A 16,461-nucleotide genomic window follows, 5' to 3' on the forward strand; every position below is an offset into this window, starting at 1 on the left:
CGGCCTAAGGATAAACCCATGGATTTGATACTCGACCTGCTCGCCACCGTCTCCCGCTGGAGCCGCAGCAACCTCTCGGAAATCGCCTTGGCACTGGTCGGTTGTCTGCTGGTGCTGTTCGGTGCGGATTTCAAAGGCTGGGTCGAGCAACGCCTGGGCAGCATCGCCGGCGCCCTGCGCGTACCGCTGATGGCCCTGCTGTGCGTGATCGGCAGCGGCGCCGCACTGATTTACGCCACGCCGTGGGTAGTGAAGGGCTTGAGCCAGTTCAACAACTACAGCCTCGCGCCGGTGTTGTTGGTGGTACTCGTCCTGATCGGCGTAGTCGCTGACCGCCGCTAACCTCACAAACACCCCGAAACGAAATGTGGGAGCGAGCCTGCTCGCGAAGGCGTCTTGACAGTCAACATCATCGTTGATTGCCAGACCGCTTTCGCGAGCAGGCTCGCTCCCACAGTTTTTATTGCGTGAGGCTTAAGCGATCTTTTCGAACTTCAGGTCCCAAACGCCATGGCCAAGTCGTTCGCCGCGGCGTTCGAACTTGGTGATCGGACGTTCGGCCGGGCGCGGTACGCATTTGCCGTCTTCGGCGAGGTTGCGGTAGCCCGGGGCGACGTTCATCACTTCCAGCATGTATTCGGCGTACGGCTCCCAGTCGGTGGCCATGTGCAGAATGCCGCCGACCTTCAACTTGCTGCGCACCAGTTCAGCGAACGAGGCCTGCACGATACGGCGCTTGTGGTGACGACTCTTGTGCCACGGATCGGGGAAGAACAGCATCAGGCGATCAAGGCTGTTGTCGGCGATGCAACGGTTGAGTACTTCGATCGCGTCGCAGTCGTAGACCCGCAGGTTGGTCAGGCCCTGCGTCAGTACGCCGTTGAGCAGCGCGCCGACACCCGGACGGTGCACTTCGACGCCGATGAAATCCTGCTCCGGTGCAGCCGCCGCCATTTCCAGCAGCGAGTGGCCCATGCCGAAACCGATTTCCAGCGAGCGCGGTGCCGAGCGGCCGAAGACCTGGTCGTAATCCACCGGCGCATCGGCCAACGGCAGCACGTACAGCGGCGCGCCCTGGTCCAGGCCGCGTTGCTGGCCTTCGGTCATGCGCCCGGCGCGCATCACGAAACTCTTGATGCGGCGGTGTTGGCGCTCGTCGCCTTCGTCCGGCTGGACAGGCGTGTCGTTCGATTCAGTCATCAATGGCTCTTACTTGATCAGACCATCCAGCGGCGAAGAGGCGCTGGCATAAAGTTTTTTCGGCATACGGCCAGCGAGGTAGGCCAGACGACCCGCGACGATGGCGTGTTGCATGGCTTGCGCCATCATCACTGGCTGCTGGGCGTGGGCGATGGCCGAGTTCATCAGCACCGCATCGCAACCCAGCTCCATGGCGATGGTTGCGTCGGACGCGGTGCCGACACCGGCATCGACCAGCACAGGGATTTTCGCTTCTTCGAGGATGATCTGCAGGTTGTACGGATTGCAGATGCCCAGACCGGAACCGATCAGGCCGGCCAGCGGCATCACCGCTATGCAGCCGATTTCCGCCAGTTGCCGGGCGATGATCGGGTCATCGCTGGTGTAGACCATCACGTCGAAACCTTCCTTGACCAGCGTTTCCGCCGCCTTGAGGGTTTCGATCACGTTGGGGAACAGGGTTTTCTGGTCGGCCAGCACTTCCAGCTTCACCAGATTGTGGCCGTCGAGCAGCTCACGGGCCAGGCGGCAGGTGCGCACGGCTTCGATGGCGTCGTAGCAACCGGCAGTATTCGGCAGGAAGGTGTAGCGATCCGGCGACAGCACGTCGAGCAGGTTCGGCTCGCCTTCGATCTGACCGAGGTTGGTACGGCGCACGGCGAAGGTGACGATCTCGGCACCCGAGGCTTCGATGGCCTGACGGGTTTCTTGCATGTCACGGTACTTGCCGGTACCGACCAGCAAACGCGACTGGTAAGTACGACCGGCCAGCACAAAAGGCTTGTCGCTACGAACGATGCTCATAAGGAATCCTCTTTAGGAGTGAGGGTCTTGCAGAATTCTTCAATAACCAAACGCTGTGAAAACGTCGCGAGCGAAGTAAAGACAAGGCAAAAACAGGCGAGGAAGCGGAGTCTACTGGTTGTAAATGAGCATTCCGAGCCTGTTTTTAACGCAGTATTTACGAGCGCAGCAGTTTTCACAGTGTTTGGATCAGCCGCCGCCGATGGCGTGGACTACTTCGACGTTATCGCCGTCGTTCAGCGTGGTGTCGGCGTGCTGGCTGCGCGGGACGATATCCAGATTGAGTTCGACTGCTACCCGGCGTCCGGTCAGTTCCAGGCGGGTAATCAGCGCCGCAACGGTCTCGCCGTCGGGCAGTTCAAGGGGTTCGCCGTTCAATTGAATGCGCATGCACAACGCCGCCATCATTTTTAGGGGCTGGCATTCTAGCCCGATCATGACCTAAAGGTCAGTACCAAGCGTCAAGCGGTTAGCTGCAAGCGCCAGGCGGCGAGGCCGAGGCAAACCCAACCGATCAGAAACGCGAGGCCGCCGAATGGGGTGATGATGCCGAGCTTGCTGATGCCCGTCATGGTCAGCAGGTACAAGCTGCCGGAGAACAACAGAATGCCGACAGCAAAGGACACGCCGGCCCAGGTGATCAGGCGCCCCGGAATCTGCGTGGCCAGAAGCGCGACGCCGAACAGCGCGAGGGTGTGCACCAGTTGATAGGTGACGCCAGTGTGGAAAATCGCCAAGTATTCCGGAGTCAGGCGGTTTTTCAGGCCGTGGGCGGCAAACGCGCCCAACGCGACCCCGGTGAAACCGAAAAAAGCGGCCAGCATCAAAAAGCCACGCAGCATTGGGAACTCCAGTCAGACGCAATCGGCAGGGTCTGTATAATGGCCCGCTCCACCGGTTCGGCCAAGCCATCTCTATGCTGCGTTCAATATTCCGTCGTCTTGTGAAGGCCCTGCTCTGGTTCGCCGGGGGGAGCATCCTGCTGGTGCTGCTGTTTCGCTTCGTGCCGCCACCGGGCACCGCGCTGATGGTCGAGCGCAAGGTCGAATCGTGGATCGACGGCGAGCCGATCGACCTGCAGCGCACCTGGAAGCCGTGGGACGAGATCTCCGACGACCTGAAGGTGGCGGTCATTGCCGGCGAAGACCAGAAATTCCCCGAGCATTGGGGCTTTGATCTGCGCGCGATCCAGGCCGCCCTCGCCCACAACGAACTGGGCGGTTCGATTCGCGGTGCCAGCACCCTGAGCCAGCAAGTGTCGAAAAACCTGTTTCTCTGGGCCGGACGCAGTTATCTGCGCAAAGGGCTGGAAGCCTGGTTTACCGCGCTGATCGAGGTGTTCTGGCCCAAACAGCGGATTCTTGAGGTGTATCTGAACAGCGTCGAGTGGGATGAGGGCGTGTTTGGTGCAGAAGCGGCAGCCCGCCATCACTTTGGCGTAAGTGCAAAGGCGCTGTCACGCCAGCAGGCGAGTTATCTGGCGGCGGTGCTGCCTAATCCGCGGGTGTGGAGCGCGAGCCGGCCGACCGGTTATGTGTCGCGCCGGGCCGGATGGATACGGCAGCAGATGAGTCAGTTGGGTGGCGATAGTTATCTGTTGGGCCTCAATGATTCGCGGCGGGCGCCGTGGGCTGACTGATCGCCCTCCTACGCTCCAGACATTGAAAATCCCTGTGGGAGCGCGGCGGCGGGGGCGGGGGGGGGGGGGGGGGGGGGGGGGGGGGGGGGGACCCCCCCGGCCCGGGCCGGCGCGCGCCCCCCCGAGCCTGCTCGCGAAGGCGTCGTGTCAGCTTGTATCAATGCGTCTGGTACACCGCCTTCGCGAGCAGGCTCGCTCCCACAGGGGCACCCTGGCAGAGTAGAAACAAAAACGCCCCGATCATCACTGATCGGGGCGTTTTTGTTTGCCGGGCGCCGGTTACGCGGCGATCGACAATTTGAGCTTGTTCATCGCGCTTTTCTCAAGCTGACGAATCCGCTCGGCCGACACGTTGTACTTCTGCGCGAGGTCGTGCAGCGTGGCTTTTTCCTCGGCCAGCCAGCGCTGGTAGAGGATGTCGCGGCTGCGTTCGTCCAGCACTTCCAGTGCTTCGTGCAGGTTGCTGTTGGAGTTGTCGCTCCAGTCGGCATCTTCCAGCTGACGCGCCGGGTCGTACCGGTGGTCTTCCAGGTAGTTGGCCGGCGACTGGAAAGCGCTGTCGTCGTCCGCTTCCGCGGCCGGGTCGAAGGCCATGTCATGGCCAGTCAGACGGCTTTCCATCTCGCGTACTTCTCGCGGCTCGACGCCGAGGCTTTCCGCCACACGGTGGACTTCCTCGTTGTTCAGCCACGCCAGACGCTTCTTCTGGCTGCGCAGGTTGAAGAACAGCTTGCGCTGGGCCTTGGTGGTCGCGACTTTCACAATGCGCCAGTTGCGCAGGATGAATTCGTGAATTTCCGCCTTGATCCAGTGCACGGCGAACGACACCAGACGCACACCCATTTCCGGGTTGAAGCGCTTCACGGCCTTCATCAGGCCGACGTTACCTTCCTGGATCAGGTCAGCCTGAGCCAGACCGTAGCCGGAATAGCTACGGGCAATGTGTACGACAAATCGCAGGTGGGCGAGCACCATCTGCCGAGCCGCCCCCAGATCCTGCTCATAGTAGAGACTCTCGGCCAGTTCACGCTCCTGCTCCGGCGTCAGCAATGGAATGCTGTTCACGGTGTGCACATAGGCTTCCAGGTTCGCACCCGGAACCAACGCGTACGCAGGTTGCAAAGAATTGGTCATGCGAAAAAACCTCCCACTTACATACTCGTGCCTCTCGGCACTGCGAAAAATTGACCGGGAACTCAGGTACAAGTTCCCATAAAAACCGCAAGGTCAATCACGCGCAAAAAAGATTCTACTTCGGCGCCAGCTCCCTGAGATGACGTGCGACTGCAATCCATGCACCGATATAACCCAACAGCACCGCGCCAAGCAAGAGCGACAGACCGTCGGCCACTGGCACACCGGCCAGGGCGAAATCACTGCCGTACAAGCCGGCCAGTCCAACCACCGCATCGTTCAGCCAGTTCAGGCCGAACGCCAATACACCCCAGGACAACAGCCCTGCACCGAAGCCATACAACGCGCCCATATAAAGGAAAGGGCGACGCACATAACTGTCAGTGCCGCCGACGAGTTTAATCACTTCTATCTCGGTGCGGCGGTTTTCAATATGAAGACGAATGGTATTGCCTATCACCAAAAGTAATGCAGACACCAAAAGCACCGTCAGACCGAAGACAAAGCGGTCGCCAAGCTTGAGGATGGCAGCCAGACGCTCGACCCAGACTAGATCAAGTTGCGCCTGTTGTACCTTGGGCAGCTCGGAAAGTTTTTGTCTTAATGCTTCGAGTGTCGGCTTGTCGACTTCGTTCGGTGTCACCAGCACCACACCGGGCAACGGGTTCTCCGGCAGCTCACGCAGGGCTTCGCCCAGACCGGACTGCTGCTGGAATTCCTCAAGCGCCTGATCGCGGCCGACATATTCAGCATCAGCGACGCCGGGCATGCCTTTGATCTGCTCGCGCAACGACTCGCCCTGCTCCGGCGTCGCGTCGAGTTGCAGGTACAAGGAGATCTGCGCCGCGCGCTGCCAGGAACCGCCGAGACGTTCGACATTGTTCAGCAGCAGCGACAGGCCCATTGGCAAGCTCAACGCCACGGCCATGACCATGCAGGTGAAGAAGCTGCCGATCGGCTGTTTGCCAAGGCGGCGCAGGCTGTCAAGCAGGCTGGCACGATGACTTTCAATCCACGCGCGGAACAGCGTGGCGAAGTCCGGGCCATCGTCATCGTCGTGCTTTTTCTTTTTTGGCGGCTGCGGATCGGCGGCTTTCGGCGCCACGCGTTCGGAAACCTTCGGGCTGCGTGTCGCACTCATACTCCGGCCTCCCCGTCGCCAATCAAGCGGCCGCGTTGCAACGTGAGCATGCGGTGACGCATGCGCGCGATCAGCGCCAGGTCGTGACTGGCAATCAGCACGCTGGTGCCCAAACGGTTGATGTCTTCGAACACGCCCATGATTTCCGCCGCCAGACGCGGGTCGAGGTTACCGGTCGGTTCGTCCGCCAGCAGCAAGGCCGGGCGATGGACGATGGCGCGGGCGATGCCGACGCGCTGCTGCTGACCGGTCGACAGGTCGCCGGGATACAGATCGGCTTTATCCGACAGTGCCACGCGCTCCAGCGCCGAATCGACGCGCTTGGCGATTTCAACCTTGGACAGGCCAAGGATCTGCAACGGCAAGGCGACGTTGTTGAACACCGTGCGATCAAACAGCAATTGATGATTCTGGAACACCACGCCGATCTGTCGGCGCAGAAACGGAATCTGCGCATTGCTGATAGTGCTCAGGTCCTGCCCGGCGAGCAGCAGTTTGCCGCTGGTCGGGCGCTCCATCGCCAGCAACAGGCGCAACAGCGTGGATTTACCGGCGCCAGAGTGGCCGGTGACAAACAAGAACTCGCCACGACGCACTCGAAAGCTCAGCTCATGCAAGCCGACGTGACCGTTCGGGTAGCGTTTACCGACCTGTTCGAAACGAATCATGAACGCTCCCGCTCGGCAAACAGTGCCTGGACAAAGGGTTCTGCTTCAAAAGTACGCAAGTCATCGATGCCTTCACCGACGCCGATGTAGCGGATCGGCAAACCGAACTGCTTGGCCAGGGCGAAGATCACCCCGCCCTTGGCGGTGCCATCAAGCTTGGTCAGCGCCAGGCCAGTCAGTTCGACGGTCTGGTTGAATTGCTTGGCCTGGTTGATCGCGTTCTGCCCGGTGCCGGCGTCGAGCACCAGCAGCACTTCGTGCGGCGCGTCGGCGTCGAGTTTGCCGATCACCCGGCGAACCTTTTTCAGCTCTTCCATCAGGTTGTCTTTGGTGTGCAGACGCCCGGCGGTGTCAGCGATCAACACATCGATGCCACGGGCCTTGGCGGCCTGTACGGCGTCGAAGATCACCGAAGCCGAATCGGCGCCGGTGTGCTGGGCAATCACCGGAATCTTGTTGCGCTCGCCCCAGACCTGCAACTGCTCGACTGCCGCGGCACGGAAGGTGTCACCGGCGGCGAGCATGACTTTCTTGCCTTCCAGTTGCAGCTTCTTCGCCAGTTTGCCGATGGTGGTGGTTTTTCCGGCGCCGTTGACGCCGACCACCAGAATCACGAATGGCTTGTTCTGCGAGGCGATCTTCAGCGGTTGTTCGACCGGCTTGAGCATGGCTGCCAGTTCAGCCTGCAGCGACTTGTACAGCGCATCGGCGTCGGCCAGTTCCTTGCGCGCGACCTTCTGGGTCAGGCGCTGGATGATCTGCGTGGTGGCTTCGACGCCGACGTCGGCGGTGAGCAGACGGGTTTCGAGGTCATCGAGCAAATCGTCATCGATGGTTTTACGCCCGAGGAACAGGCTGGCCATGCCTTCGCCGATGCTCGCGCTGGTCTTCGACAGGCCTTGCTTGAGGCGGGCGAAGAAACCGGCTTTGGTTTCTTCGGTGCGCGGGGCTTCTACAGGAGGCTCGGCAGGCGCTTCATCCGGCACGACTGGCGCAGCGACAACCGGCGCAGGCACTGGAGCAGGTGCAGGTGCAGGTGCAGGTGCAGGCTCGGGCGCTTGAATGATCGGTGCCACTGGAGCAGGAACAACCGGCGCCGGCTCGATGGCCGTTTCCACCACAGGCTCGGGCTCGACAGCAGGTGCCACAACCATTTCCGGAATCGCCGGCGTCACATGCGGCGCTGCCTCTTCAACGAACGCCACCGGTTCTTCTGCCACCGGCAAGGTCAGCCACGGCTCGGCGGCCGGGGTCAGCGGCAGTTCGGCAGCGGCCGGCGCTTCAGGTTCGGCTTCAGCCTCCGGTTGCAGCACAGGTTCAGCGATCGGCAGCACAATCGGCGCCGGCTCTTCTTCTATAACTGGCGCTGGAGCTGGCTCAGCAATCGCGGGCGGCTGTTCGACGACGGGTTCCTGCGGTTTCTTCCGCAGCCATCCGAACAGGCTTTTCTTCTCGCCAGCCGCAGCTGGGCTCTTCTTGTCGTCGTTGGAACCAAACATGGAGGACGGCTATCTCACGGTAGCGACGCGCCATAAGGGCGCCCCGGCAAATAAATATTCGATGCAGAACAGACTGTGTTTCACCCAGCTTGTTCACGCGCAACATTTTGTCGAGGCGCCAAAGGCACCTCAAGGATCGTTTTAACGAAGAGTTAAACCGGTAAAAATCGGCGAAAAAGCGCAGTCTAGTCGATAAACCGCCGCCTTCTGCCATGAACCCATACAGCCCAATCAGCGTTCGAAGTCTGATAGGCGTGGTCGCCGGTAAAACGGATCAGTATCCTAGGGCGTGTCATTGATCATTACCAGTACCGCGTGGCCGCCTGAGAACGGGCCAGACAAGGCGCAGGCCGCAGGGAATGTGCTTTCCTTGCCAAGGACTGCAACGCAGTATGGCCCGTTTTCAGGCGCCACCCGGAGGGCCGGGCCTGATAGTGTGCAGGGCTGCGTTGCTCGGAGTTTATTTGGAACAACCAAACCACACTCCTCGCGCCTTGCCCTGCACACTATCAGGCGCCGGCGCGGTACTGGTAATGATCAATGACACGCCCTACCTCTCGCCCGCTGACGCTAAGACGAAGCAGGCAGCCCAACAGGTTAAAAAACGAATGAATGCTCTAGCCCGCCGCGCTGCAGGCCTGCTGCTTTGCACAGTCTGCCTGCCCCTTTCGGCCCTGGCGGCCGACCCGCAACCGACTCACGAATTCACCCTCGACAACGGCCTCAAGGTGGTCGTGCGCGAAGACCATCGCGCGCCGGTGGTGGTCTCGCAGGTCTGGTACAAGGTCGGCTCCAGCTACGAAACCCCGGGCCAGACCGGTCTGTCTCACGCCCTTGAGCACATGATGTTCAAGGGCAGCGAGAAAGTCGGCCCCGGCGAAGCCTCGCTGATCCTCCGGGATCTGGGCGCCGAAGAGAATGCCTTCACCAGTGACGACTTCACCGCGTACTACCAGGTGCTGGCCCGCGATCGTCTGGGCGTGGCCTTCGAACTGGAAGCTGATCGCATGGCCAACCTGCGCCTGCCGGCCGACGAGTTCGCCAAGGAAATCGAAGTCATCAAGGAAGAGCGCCGCCTGCGCACCGATGACAAGCCGATGTCCAAGGCTTACGAGCGCTACAAGGCGATGGCCTACCCGGCGAGCGGCTATCACACGCCGACCATCGGCTGGATGGCTGACCTCGACCGGATGAAGGTCGAGGAGCTGCGCCACTGGTATCAATCCTGGTACGTGCCGAACAATGCCACGCTGGTGGTGGTCGGCGACGTCACCCCGGACGAAGTGAAAACCCTCGCCCAGCGTTATTTCGGCCCGATCGCCAAGCGCGACGTGCCACCGGCGAAAAAACCGCTGGAACTGGCTGAACCCGGCGAGCGCCAGATCACCCTACGCGTGCAGACACAACTGCCGAGCCTGATGCTCGGCTTCAACGTGCCCAGCATCGCCACCGCTGAAGACAAGCGCTCGGTCAACGCCTTGCGCCTGATCTCGGCGCTGCTCGATGGCGGCTACAGCGGTCGCATCCCGACGCAGCTGGAGCGCGGCGAAGAACTGGTGTCCGGCGGCTCGTCGGACTATGACGCCTATACCCGTGGCGACAGCCTGTTCACCCTCTCGGCCACCCCGAACACACAGAAGAAAAAGACCATCGCTCAGGCTGAAGCCGGGTTGTGGAAACTCCTAGAGCAGCTGAAGACCACCGCGCCGTCGGCCGAAGAGCTGGAACGCGTGCGTGCGCAGGTGATCGCCGGTCTGGTCTTCGAACGTGATTCGATCACCAGCCAGGCCACCGCCATCGGCCAACTGGAAACAGTCGGTCTGTCGTGGAAGCTGATGGACACCGAGCTGGCCGACCTGGAAAGCGTGACCCCGCAAGATATCCAGAACGCCGCGAAAAAGTATTTCACCCGCGAACGTCTCAGCGTCGCCCACGTCCTGCCTTTGGAGACGACTCATGAGTGAGCGCAAAGCCCCACGCCTGATGCTGCTTGGCCTGATCGCTGTCGCGGTGATCGGCTCGGCGGCGGTTTATCTGTCGCCAAGCGCTGACAGCCATGCCAGCGAAGCACTGGATAACGCCAAGTCCACGCAGAAACTGCAATCGCTGGCCGAACTCGACGGCAAGGCGCCGGCCAGCCGCACGCTCGACGTGCAGACCTGGAGCACCGCCGAAGGCGCCAAGGTGCTGTTCGTCGAAGCCCATGAGCTGCCGATGTTCGACATGCGCCTGATCTTCGCCGCCGGCAGCAGTCAGGACGGCAACGCGCCGGGGCTGGCGGTGCTGACCAACGCGATGCTCAACGAAGGCGTCGCCGGCAAAGACGTCGGCGCCATCGCGCAGGGCTTTGAAGGCCTCGGCGCGGACTTCGGCAACGGCGCGTTCAAGGACATGGCGCTGGCCTCGTTGCGCAGCCTGAGCGCGGCCGACAAACGTGAGCCGGCGCTGAAGCTGTTTGCCGAAGTGGTCGGTAAACCGACCTTCCCCGCCGACTCGTTCGCACGCATCAAGAACCAGATGCTGGCTGGTTTCGAATACCAGAAACAGAACCCCGGCAAACTCGCCAGCCTCGAGCTGATGAAACGCCTGTACGGCGATCACCCGTACGCGCATTCAAGCGACGGCAATCCGCAAAGCGTGCCGAAGATCACCCTCGCGCAGCTGCGTGATTTCCACGCCAGGGCTTACGCCGGCGGCAACGCGGTGATTGCGCTGGTCGGTGACTTGTCGCGCGCCGAAGCCGAGGCGATTGCCAATCAGGTTTCCGCTGCACTGCCAAAAGGCCCGGCGCTGGCGAAAATCGCCGCACCGCAAGAGCCGAAAGCCAGCGTCAATCACATCGAGTTCCCGTCCAAGCAGACCAACCTGATGCTCGCGCAACTGGGCATCGACCGCGACGACCCGGACTACGCAGCGCTGTCGATGGGCAACCAGATCCTCGGTGGCGGCGGTTTCGGCACACGCCTGATGAGTGAAGTGCGCGAGAAACGTGGCCTGACCTACGGCGTGTACTCGGCATTCAGCCCGATGCAGGCCCGCGGCCCGTTCATGATCAACCTGCAGACCCGCGCGGAAATGAGCGAAGGCACCCTGAAGCTGGTGCAGGATGTACTTGCCGATTACCTGAAAACCGGGCCAACGCAAAAAGAGCTCGACGACGCCAAACGCGAACTGGCCGGCAGCTTCCCGCTGTCCACTGCGAGCAATGCCGATATTGTCGGCCAGCTCGGGGCGATGGGTTTCTATAATCTGCCGCTGAGTTATCTCGACGATTTCATGCGTCAGTCGCAGAGCCTGACTGTCGAGCAAGTGCGCGACGCGCTGAACAAACACCTGAGCACGGACAAAATGGTCATCGTCACCGCTGGCCCGACCGTGCCGCAAAAGCCGTTACCGGCCCCATCTGATAAACCTGCCGAGCAACCGCTCGGGGTTCCGGAGCATTAATGGCGACTCGTTCCCCCAAAAAACCTGCGCACAACGTCCACAACGGTGTGAACCAGCTGCGCATCATTGGCGGTCAATGGCGCAGCCGCAAGCTGAGCTTCCCCGACGCGCCGGGCCTGCGCCCGACGCCGGACCGTGTGCGTGAAACCCTGTTCAACTGGCTGGCTCCGTACGTTGAAGGCGCCAAGGTACTCGACCCGTTCGCCGGCAGCGGCGCGCTGTTTCTCGAAGCGCTGTCCCGTGGCGCGGCGATGGGCCATGCACTGGACGCGAGCAACATCGCCGTGTCCAGCCTGAAAGAACACCTCGGCACCCTGCGCTGCACCAACGGCCAGGTGCAAACTGCCGACGCCTTGCGCTATCTGGAAACCCAAACTGCAACGCCGTTCGATCTGGTATTCCTCGATCCGCCGTTCAACCAGAACCTGCTACCGGCGGTGTGCACGCTGCTGGAAGAGCGGCAGTGGCTGGCGGCTGATTCGTGGATCTACACTGAAAGCGAAACCGCGCCGTCGACCCTCGGCCTGCCGGGCAACTGGCGCCTGCACCGCGAACAGAAATCCGGTCGCGTCTACTACGCGCTGTGGCAGCGTTCGACACCAATCGACGCCTGACCCGTAGCGAGCGACAACCTGCGGCAAGGGAGCCTGCTGCCTTGCCCTACGCACATCGAGAACCATCGTGCCCCCTTCGTCTGAACGCTTCGTCCCCGCCTTCGGCCTGCGCAACCCGCATCTGCAAACCTTGTGGGGGCCGCTATGGCGCAGAACCGTACACATCGAACGCGAGCGTGAGCGCTTGTGGCTGGAAGACGGCGATTTTCTCGACCTCGACTGGCATGGCCCGCACAGCGCCGAAGCGCCATTGGTACTGGTGTTGCATGGGCTGACCGGTTCTTCCAACTCGCCTTACGTGGCGGGCATTCAAAAGGCCTTGGCTGATCAGGGCTGGGCCAGCGTTGCGCTGAACTGGCGTGGCTGTTCGGGCGAACCGAACCTGCTGCCGCGCAGCTATCACTCCGGCGCCAGCGAAGATCTGGCCGAGACCATCAAACACTTGCATGCGAAACGCCCGCTGGCGCCGCTGTTTGCGGTCGGCTATTCACTCGGTGGCAACGTTCTGCTCAAGCATCTGGGCGAGACCGGCAGCGCCAGTGGCCTGCAGGGTGCGGTGGCGGTGTCGGTGCCGTTCCGCCTCGATCAGTGCGCCGACCGCATCGGCCAGGGTTTCTCCAAAATTTATCAGGCGCACTTCATGCGCGAGATGGTCGCTTACATCAAGAACAAACAGCGGCAGTTTCAGCACGACGGTCGCGAGGACGGCCTGGCGAAACTGGCGGCGCTCGGTTCGCTGGAAAACATGCGCACGTTCTGGGATTTCGATGGCCGGGTGACCGCGCCATTGCATGGGTTCAACGACGCCGAGGATTACTACCGGCGCGCCTCGAGTCGCTATTTCCTCGGTGAGATTCGCACGCCGACCCTGATCATTCAGGCGGCGGACGATCCGTTCGTATTCCCGCACAGCCTGCCGCAGGCGGATGAGCTGTCGGCCTGCACGCGATTCGAGCTGCAGCCGCGCGGCGGGCATGTCGGGTTTGTCGATGGCTCGGTTCGCAAGCCCGGTTATTACCTGGAGCGACGGATTCCGCAGTGGCTTTGCGATATGAACCGTTGACTCATTGTGGGAGCGAGCCTGCTCGCGAAAGCGGTGTGTCAGTCAAAAACTTATGACTGACGGGACGCCTTCGCGAGCAGGCTCGCACCCACAAGGGTACTGCGGCGTTATTCGCCCGTGGCGATGCCTCGCGAAGGCTCGTTGATCCACTCGCTCCACGACCCGGCATACAGCGAGCCCAGCGGATAACCGGCCAGGCACAGCGCGAACAGGTTATGACACGCCGTCACCCCCGAGCCACAGTAGGCGACTAACTCCGATGGCGAGCGATCGCCCAGTTTCGCCGCAAAACGCTGCTTGAGCTGATCGGCCGGCAGAAAGCGCCCGTCGCTGCCGAGGTTGTCGGTGAACGCCACGCACTGCGCACCCGGAATATGCCCGGCCACCGGATCAATCGGTTCCACTTCGCCCTTGAAGCGCGGCAGTGCGCGGGCATCGATCAAGGTCAATGACGGCTGACCCAGACGCTGCTGCAACTGCTCCGCGCTGAGCAGCAGGCTCATGTCTGGCTGGCCGCTGAAATTGCCGCGGGTAACGGTCGGCGGATCCAGACTCAGCGGCAGCCCCGCCGCATGCCAGGCCTTGAGCCCGCCATCGAGAATGAACACCCCGTCGCGCTTGCCCAGCCACGCCAGCAACCACCACGCCCGTGCCGCGTAGGCACCCGGGCCGTCGTCGTAGAGAACCACATCGCTGTCATTGCTGATGCCCCACCCTTGCAGGCGCTCGATCAGCGCCGCCGGCTCGGGCAGCGGATGACGACCGCTCACGCCCTTGATGACTTTGCCGCTCAGGTCCCGTTCGAGATCGGCGAAGCTCGCCCCGGCGATATGCCCTTCGGCGTAGCTGCGCTGACCGTAGTCCGGGTCTTCGAGGGCGAAGCGACAATCGAGAATCACCAACCCCGGCTGCGCCTTGCGGGCGTCCAGTGCGACGGGGCTGATCAGTTGCGCAATCGGCATAACGGGCTCCTGGGTATCAACACAAAAGGCTTATTTGACGTCTTCGAGGGCCTGGGCCAGCGGCACGTAGAATTCTTCGAACAGCGCATTGACCTCGTCGCGCGCCTGCGCGGTGACAAACCCCGCCTCCAGCACCAGCACCTGATACACGCCACGCTTGATGGCTTGTTCACTGAGGTGATTGGAGTTTTCCCGAGTGGTGCACAGAAACCGCACCCACGAAGTCAGGATGATCCACGCGTTGAGGGTCAGGGATTCGATCTGCACGCGGTCCATGTCGAGAATCCCGGCGGCGACAAACCCTTCGTAGATCGCCGCGCCCTGAATCACGCAGCGCTGGGAAAAACGCCGGTAACGCGCGGCCAGCTCCGGATCGCTGTCGAGCAGATGTTCGAGGTCACGGTGCAGAAAGCGGTAGCGCCACATCGCCGAGAGCAGTTCCTTGAGATAGAAACGCTTGTCCTCGACCGTCGCTGCGCGGCCCTGCGGCGGGCGCAGAAAGCTGTCGACCAGGCTTTCGTATTCACTGAACAGCACGGCGATGATCGCCTGCTTGTTGGGGAAGTGGTAGTACAGGTTGCCCGGAGAAATCTCCATGTGGGCGGCAATGTGATTGGTGCTGATACTGCGCTCGCCCTGCTGATTGAACAGTTCGAGGCTGTTGAGCACGATACGCTCGCTGGTTTTTATTCGTGGGGCCATGGCTTGAGCTTTAATTCAGAGTGCGTGTGGGGGCATCTTACGACCTAACCGGAAATGGATAAAACACTGCGGTGCAGGGAAGTCATTTGACTTTCTAGAGCATAGACTCTAAAAAGCTCGTCACTACAATAAAATCCGGAGCAGATCATGACTGCCGATATTGCCTATCTACAAACGCTGCAGCCCGCGCTGGCCGAGCTGGATCGGTTGTTCGAGGCGCAACGTTCTGCCTACGCCGCCAATCCGATGCCGCCCGCCGCCCAGCGCCAGCAATGGCTCAAGGCACTGGCGGATCTGCTCAGCAGCGAACGGCAGGCCTTGATCGCCGCCATCAGCGCCGATTTCAGCCATCGCAGCGCCGATGAAACCCTGCTCGCCGAACTGATGCCGAGCCTGCACGGCATTCATTACGCCAGCCGTCATCTCAAAGGCTGGATGAAGGCCTCGCGGCGCAAGGTCGGCGTGGCGTTTCAGCCGGCGTCGGCAAAAGTGATCTATCAGCCGCTGGGCGTGGTTGGCGTGATCGTGCCGTGGAATTACCCGTTGTATCTGGCCGTCGGCCCGTTGGTCGGCGCGCTGGCGGCGGGCAATCGGGTGATGCTCAAACTCAGCGAGTCGACCCCGGCCACCGGCCTATTGCTCAAGGAACTGCTGGCGCGCATCTTCCCCGAAGATCTGGTCTGCGTGGTGCTCGGCGAGGCCGATATCGGCGTGGCATTTTCCCGCCTGCGCTTCGATCACTTGCTGTTCACCGGCGCCACCAGCATCGGCAAACATGTGATGCGCGCTGCGGCGGAAAACCTCACCCCGGTGACCCTCGAACTGGGCGGCAAATCCCCGGCCATCGTCTCGCACGACGTGCCGCTCAAGGACGCCGCCGAGCGCATAGCCTTCGGCAAGACCCTGAACGCCGGACAGACCTGCGTTGCCCCCGATTACGTGCTGGTGCCAGAAGATCGCGTCGGCGCGTTCGTCGAAGCCTATCGTCAGGCCGTACAGGGTTTTTACCCGACGCTCGCCGACAATCCGGACTACACGGCGATCATCAACGACCGTCAGCTGGCCCGCCTCAACGGCTACGTCAGCGATGCCACCAGCAAGGGCGCGCTGTTGATTCCGCTGTTCGAACAGGGCCAGGGCCGGCGCATGCCGCACAGCGTGCTGCTGAATGTCAGCGATGAAATGACGGTGATGCAGGACGAAATCTTTGGCCCGCTGCTACCGATCGTGCCTTACCGCGATCTGCAGCAGGCATTTGCTTACATCAATCAGCGCCCACGTCCTCTGGCTCTTTACTACTTTGGCTACGACAAACGCGAACAGCAGCGCGTGCTGCATGAAACCCACTCCGGCGGCGTGTGCCTCAACGACACGCTGCTGCATGTCGCGCAGGACGACATGCCATTCGGCGGCATCGGTGCGTCCGGCATGGGTCATTACCACGGTCACGAAGGTTTCCTGACGTTCAGCAAAGCCAAAGGCGTGCTGATCAAACAGCGTTTCAACGCCGCCAGGCTGATCTACCCGCCCTACGGCAAAACCGTGCAGAAACTTATTCAGAAACTGTTCATTCGCTAAACGCTGGTCA

The 16,461-nt window shown here is 61.6% G+C and carries 17 protein-coding genes; 7 read left to right on the plus strand and 10 right to left on the minus strand.

The annotated features are described in order from the left end of the window. Positions 1-18: 18 nt before the first annotated feature. On the plus strand, positions 19-342 hold the full coding sequence (locus tag ACGSLL_RS06265) for a DUF3392 domain-containing protein (protein WP_003229134.1): 324 nt from the start codon (positions 19-21) through the stop codon (positions 340-342). 132 nt (positions 343-474) lie between these two features. Here ACGSLL_RS06265 and trmB read toward each other — a convergent pair whose 3' ends face one another. The 4 genes from trmB to ACGSLL_RS06285 all read right to left on the minus strand — a co-directional run bounded on the left by trmB (position 475) and on the right by ACGSLL_RS06285 (position 2,846). Next, complete coding sequence (gene trmB / locus ACGSLL_RS06270; protein ID WP_024014663.1) at positions 475-1,200, minus strand: tRNA (guanosine(46)-N7)-methyltransferase TrmB; 726 nt, start codon at positions 1,198-1,200, stop codon at positions 475-477. 9 nt (positions 1,201-1,209) lie between these two features. Further along, positions 1,210-2,004, minus strand: a complete 795-nt coding sequence (locus tag ACGSLL_RS06275; protein ID WP_208939401.1) for a thiazole synthase — start codon at positions 2,002-2,004, stop codon at positions 1,210-1,212. A 189-nt stretch (positions 2,005-2,193) separates the two neighbouring features. Next, the gene (gene thiS, locus ACGSLL_RS06280; protein WP_172833235.1) at positions 2,194-2,394 is read right to left on the minus strand and encodes a sulfur carrier protein ThiS; all 201 of its coding nucleotides are present in this window, start codon (positions 2,392-2,394) and stop codon (positions 2,194-2,196) included. 71 nt (positions 2,395-2,465) lie between these two features. Then, positions 2,466-2,846 (minus strand): DUF423 domain-containing protein, encoded by a 381-nt coding sequence (locus ACGSLL_RS06285; protein ID WP_394504158.1) that lies wholly within the window; start codon positions 2,844-2,846, stop codon positions 2,466-2,468. Positions 2,847-2,920: 74 nt separating this feature from the next. Here ACGSLL_RS06285 and mtgA point away from each other — a divergent pair, with 74 nt between their 5' ends. Continuing rightward, the gene (gene mtgA, locus ACGSLL_RS06290; protein ID WP_394504160.1) at positions 2,921-3,643 is read left to right on the plus strand and encodes a monofunctional biosynthetic peptidoglycan transglycosylase; all 723 of its coding nucleotides are present in this window, start codon (positions 2,921-2,923) and stop codon (positions 3,641-3,643) included. Positions 3,644-3,922: 279 nt separating this feature from the next. Here mtgA and rpoH read toward each other — a convergent pair whose 3' ends face one another. The 4 genes from rpoH to ftsY all read right to left on the minus strand — a co-directional run bounded on the left by rpoH (position 3,923) and on the right by ftsY (position 8,085). Continuing rightward, positions 3,923-4,777 carry an RNA polymerase sigma factor RpoH gene (rpoH, locus tag ACGSLL_RS06295; protein WP_007913617.1) on the minus strand — a complete coding sequence of 285 codons (855 nt, stop codon included), beginning with the start codon at positions 4,775-4,777 and terminating at the stop codon, positions 3,923-3,925. 115 nt (positions 4,778-4,892) lie between these two features. Next, on the minus strand, positions 4,893-5,918 hold the full coding sequence (ftsX, locus tag ACGSLL_RS06300) for a permease-like cell division protein FtsX (protein ID WP_093097439.1): 1,026 nt from the start codon (positions 5,916-5,918) through the stop codon (positions 4,893-4,895). Further along, entirely contained in the window at positions 5,915-6,586 is a 672-nt protein-coding gene (gene ftsE, locus ACGSLL_RS06305) for a cell division ATP-binding protein FtsE (protein ID WP_064380087.1), read from the minus strand. The genes ftsX and ftsE overlap by 4 nt, the downstream gene beginning before the upstream one ends. Continuing rightward, a complete protein-coding gene (gene ftsY / locus ACGSLL_RS06310; RefSeq protein WP_394504164.1) occupies positions 6,583-8,085 on the minus strand; it encodes a signal recognition particle-docking protein FtsY in 1,503 nt (500 codons plus the stop codon). The genes ftsE and ftsY overlap by 4 nt, the downstream gene beginning before the upstream one ends. 608 nt (positions 8,086-8,693) lie before the next feature. Here ftsY and ACGSLL_RS06315 point away from each other — a divergent pair. The 4 genes from ACGSLL_RS06315 (at position 8,694) to ACGSLL_RS06330 (ending at position 13,209) form a co-directional block, all read left to right on the plus strand. Continuing rightward, the gene (locus ACGSLL_RS06315) at positions 8,694-10,049 is read left to right on the plus strand and encodes a M16 family metallopeptidase (RefSeq protein ID WP_394504166.1); all 1,356 of its coding nucleotides are present in this window, start codon (positions 8,694-8,696) and stop codon (positions 10,047-10,049) included. Further along, a complete protein-coding gene (locus tag ACGSLL_RS06320; protein WP_394504168.1) occupies positions 10,042-11,532 on the plus strand; it encodes a M16 family metallopeptidase in 1,491 nt (496 codons plus the stop codon). Before ACGSLL_RS06315 ends, ACGSLL_RS06320 begins: the two co-directional genes overlap by 8 nt. Beyond that, positions 11,532-12,146, plus strand: a complete 615-nt coding sequence (gene rsmD / locus ACGSLL_RS06325) for a 16S rRNA (guanine(966)-N(2))-methyltransferase RsmD (protein WP_394504170.1) — start codon at positions 11,532-11,534, stop codon at positions 12,144-12,146. The genes ACGSLL_RS06320 and rsmD overlap by 1 nt, the downstream gene beginning before the upstream one ends. Positions 12,147-12,213: 67 nt before the next feature. Next, complete coding sequence (locus tag ACGSLL_RS06330) at positions 12,214-13,209, plus strand: hydrolase (RefSeq protein ID WP_394504173.1); 996 nt, start codon at positions 12,214-12,216, stop codon at positions 13,207-13,209. Between the two features lie 107 nt (positions 13,210-13,316). Here the strand turns inward: ACGSLL_RS06330 and ACGSLL_RS06335 are convergent, their stop codons facing one another. Continuing rightward, entirely contained in the window at positions 13,317-14,171 is an 855-nt protein-coding gene (locus ACGSLL_RS06335; RefSeq protein ID WP_394504175.1) for a sulfurtransferase, read from the minus strand. 30 nt (positions 14,172-14,201) lie between these two features. Continuing rightward, positions 14,202-14,873, minus strand: coding sequence for a TetR/AcrR family transcriptional regulator (locus tag ACGSLL_RS06340; protein ID WP_122596593.1), 672 nt, complete (start codon positions 14,871-14,873; stop codon positions 14,202-14,204). Positions 14,874-15,020: 147 nt separating this feature from the next. Between ACGSLL_RS06340 and ACGSLL_RS06345 the strand changes: the two genes are divergently transcribed. After that, the gene (locus ACGSLL_RS06345) at positions 15,021-16,451 is read left to right on the plus strand and encodes a coniferyl aldehyde dehydrogenase (RefSeq protein WP_394504178.1); all 1,431 of its coding nucleotides are present in this window, start codon (positions 15,021-15,023) and stop codon (positions 16,449-16,451) included. Positions 16,452-16,461: the final 10 nt, after the last annotated feature.

Source organism: Pseudomonas retamae (assembly GCF_043496865.1).
In the GTDB taxonomy this organism is placed as follows: domain Bacteria; phylum Pseudomonadota; class Gammaproteobacteria; order Pseudomonadales; family Pseudomonadaceae; genus Aquipseudomonas; species Aquipseudomonas retamae.

Coding starts and splice junctions, on each gene's coding strand:
- ACGSLL_RS06265 (WP_003229134.1), top strand. CDS start 19: ATGGATTTGATACTCGACCTGCTCGCCACCGTCTCCCGCTGGAGCCGC.
- trmB (WP_024014663.1), bottom strand. CDS start 1,200: ATGACTGAATCGAACGACACGCCTGTCCAGCCGGACGAAGGCGACGAG.
- ACGSLL_RS06275 (WP_208939401.1), bottom strand. CDS start 2,004: ATGAGCATCGTTCGTAGCGACAAGCCTTTTGTGCTGGCCGGTCGTACT.
- thiS (WP_172833235.1), bottom strand. CDS start 2,394: ATGCGCATTCAATTGAACGGCGAACCCCTTGAACTGCCCGACGGCGAG.
- ACGSLL_RS06285 (WP_394504158.1), bottom strand. CDS start 2,846: ATGCTGCGTGGCTTTTTGATGCTGGCCGCTTTTTTCGGTTTCACCGGG.
- mtgA (WP_394504160.1), top strand. CDS start 2,921: ATGCTGCGTTCAATATTCCGTCGTCTTGTGAAGGCCCTGCTCTGGTTC.
- rpoH (WP_007913617.1), bottom strand. CDS start 4,777: ATGACCAATTCTTTGCAACCTGCGTACGCGTTGGTTCCGGGTGCGAAC.
- ftsX (WP_093097439.1), bottom strand. CDS start 5,918: ATGAGTGCGACACGCAGCCCGAAGGTTTCCGAACGCGTGGCGCCGAAA.
- ftsE (WP_064380087.1), bottom strand. CDS start 6,586: ATGATTCGTTTCGAACAGGTCGGTAAACGCTACCCGAACGGTCACGTC.
- ftsY (WP_394504164.1), bottom strand. CDS start 8,085: ATGTTTGGTTCCAACGACGACAAGAAGAGCCCAGCTGCGGCTGGCGAG.
- ACGSLL_RS06315 (WP_394504166.1), top strand. CDS start 8,694: ATGAATGCTCTAGCCCGCCGCGCTGCAGGCCTGCTGCTTTGCACAGTC.
- ACGSLL_RS06320 (WP_394504168.1), top strand. CDS start 10,042: ATGAGTGAGCGCAAAGCCCCACGCCTGATGCTGCTTGGCCTGATCGCT.
- rsmD (WP_394504170.1), top strand. CDS start 11,532: ATGGCGACTCGTTCCCCCAAAAAACCTGCGCACAACGTCCACAACGGT.
- ACGSLL_RS06335 (WP_394504175.1), bottom strand. CDS start 14,171: ATGCCGATTGCGCAACTGATCAGCCCCGTCGCACTGGACGCCCGCAAG.
- ACGSLL_RS06340 (WP_122596593.1), bottom strand. CDS start 14,873: ATGGCCCCACGAATAAAAACCAGCGAGCGTATCGTGCTCAACAGCCTC.
- ACGSLL_RS06345 (WP_394504178.1), top strand. CDS start 15,021: ATGACTGCCGATATTGCCTATCTACAAACGCTGCAGCCCGCGCTGGCC.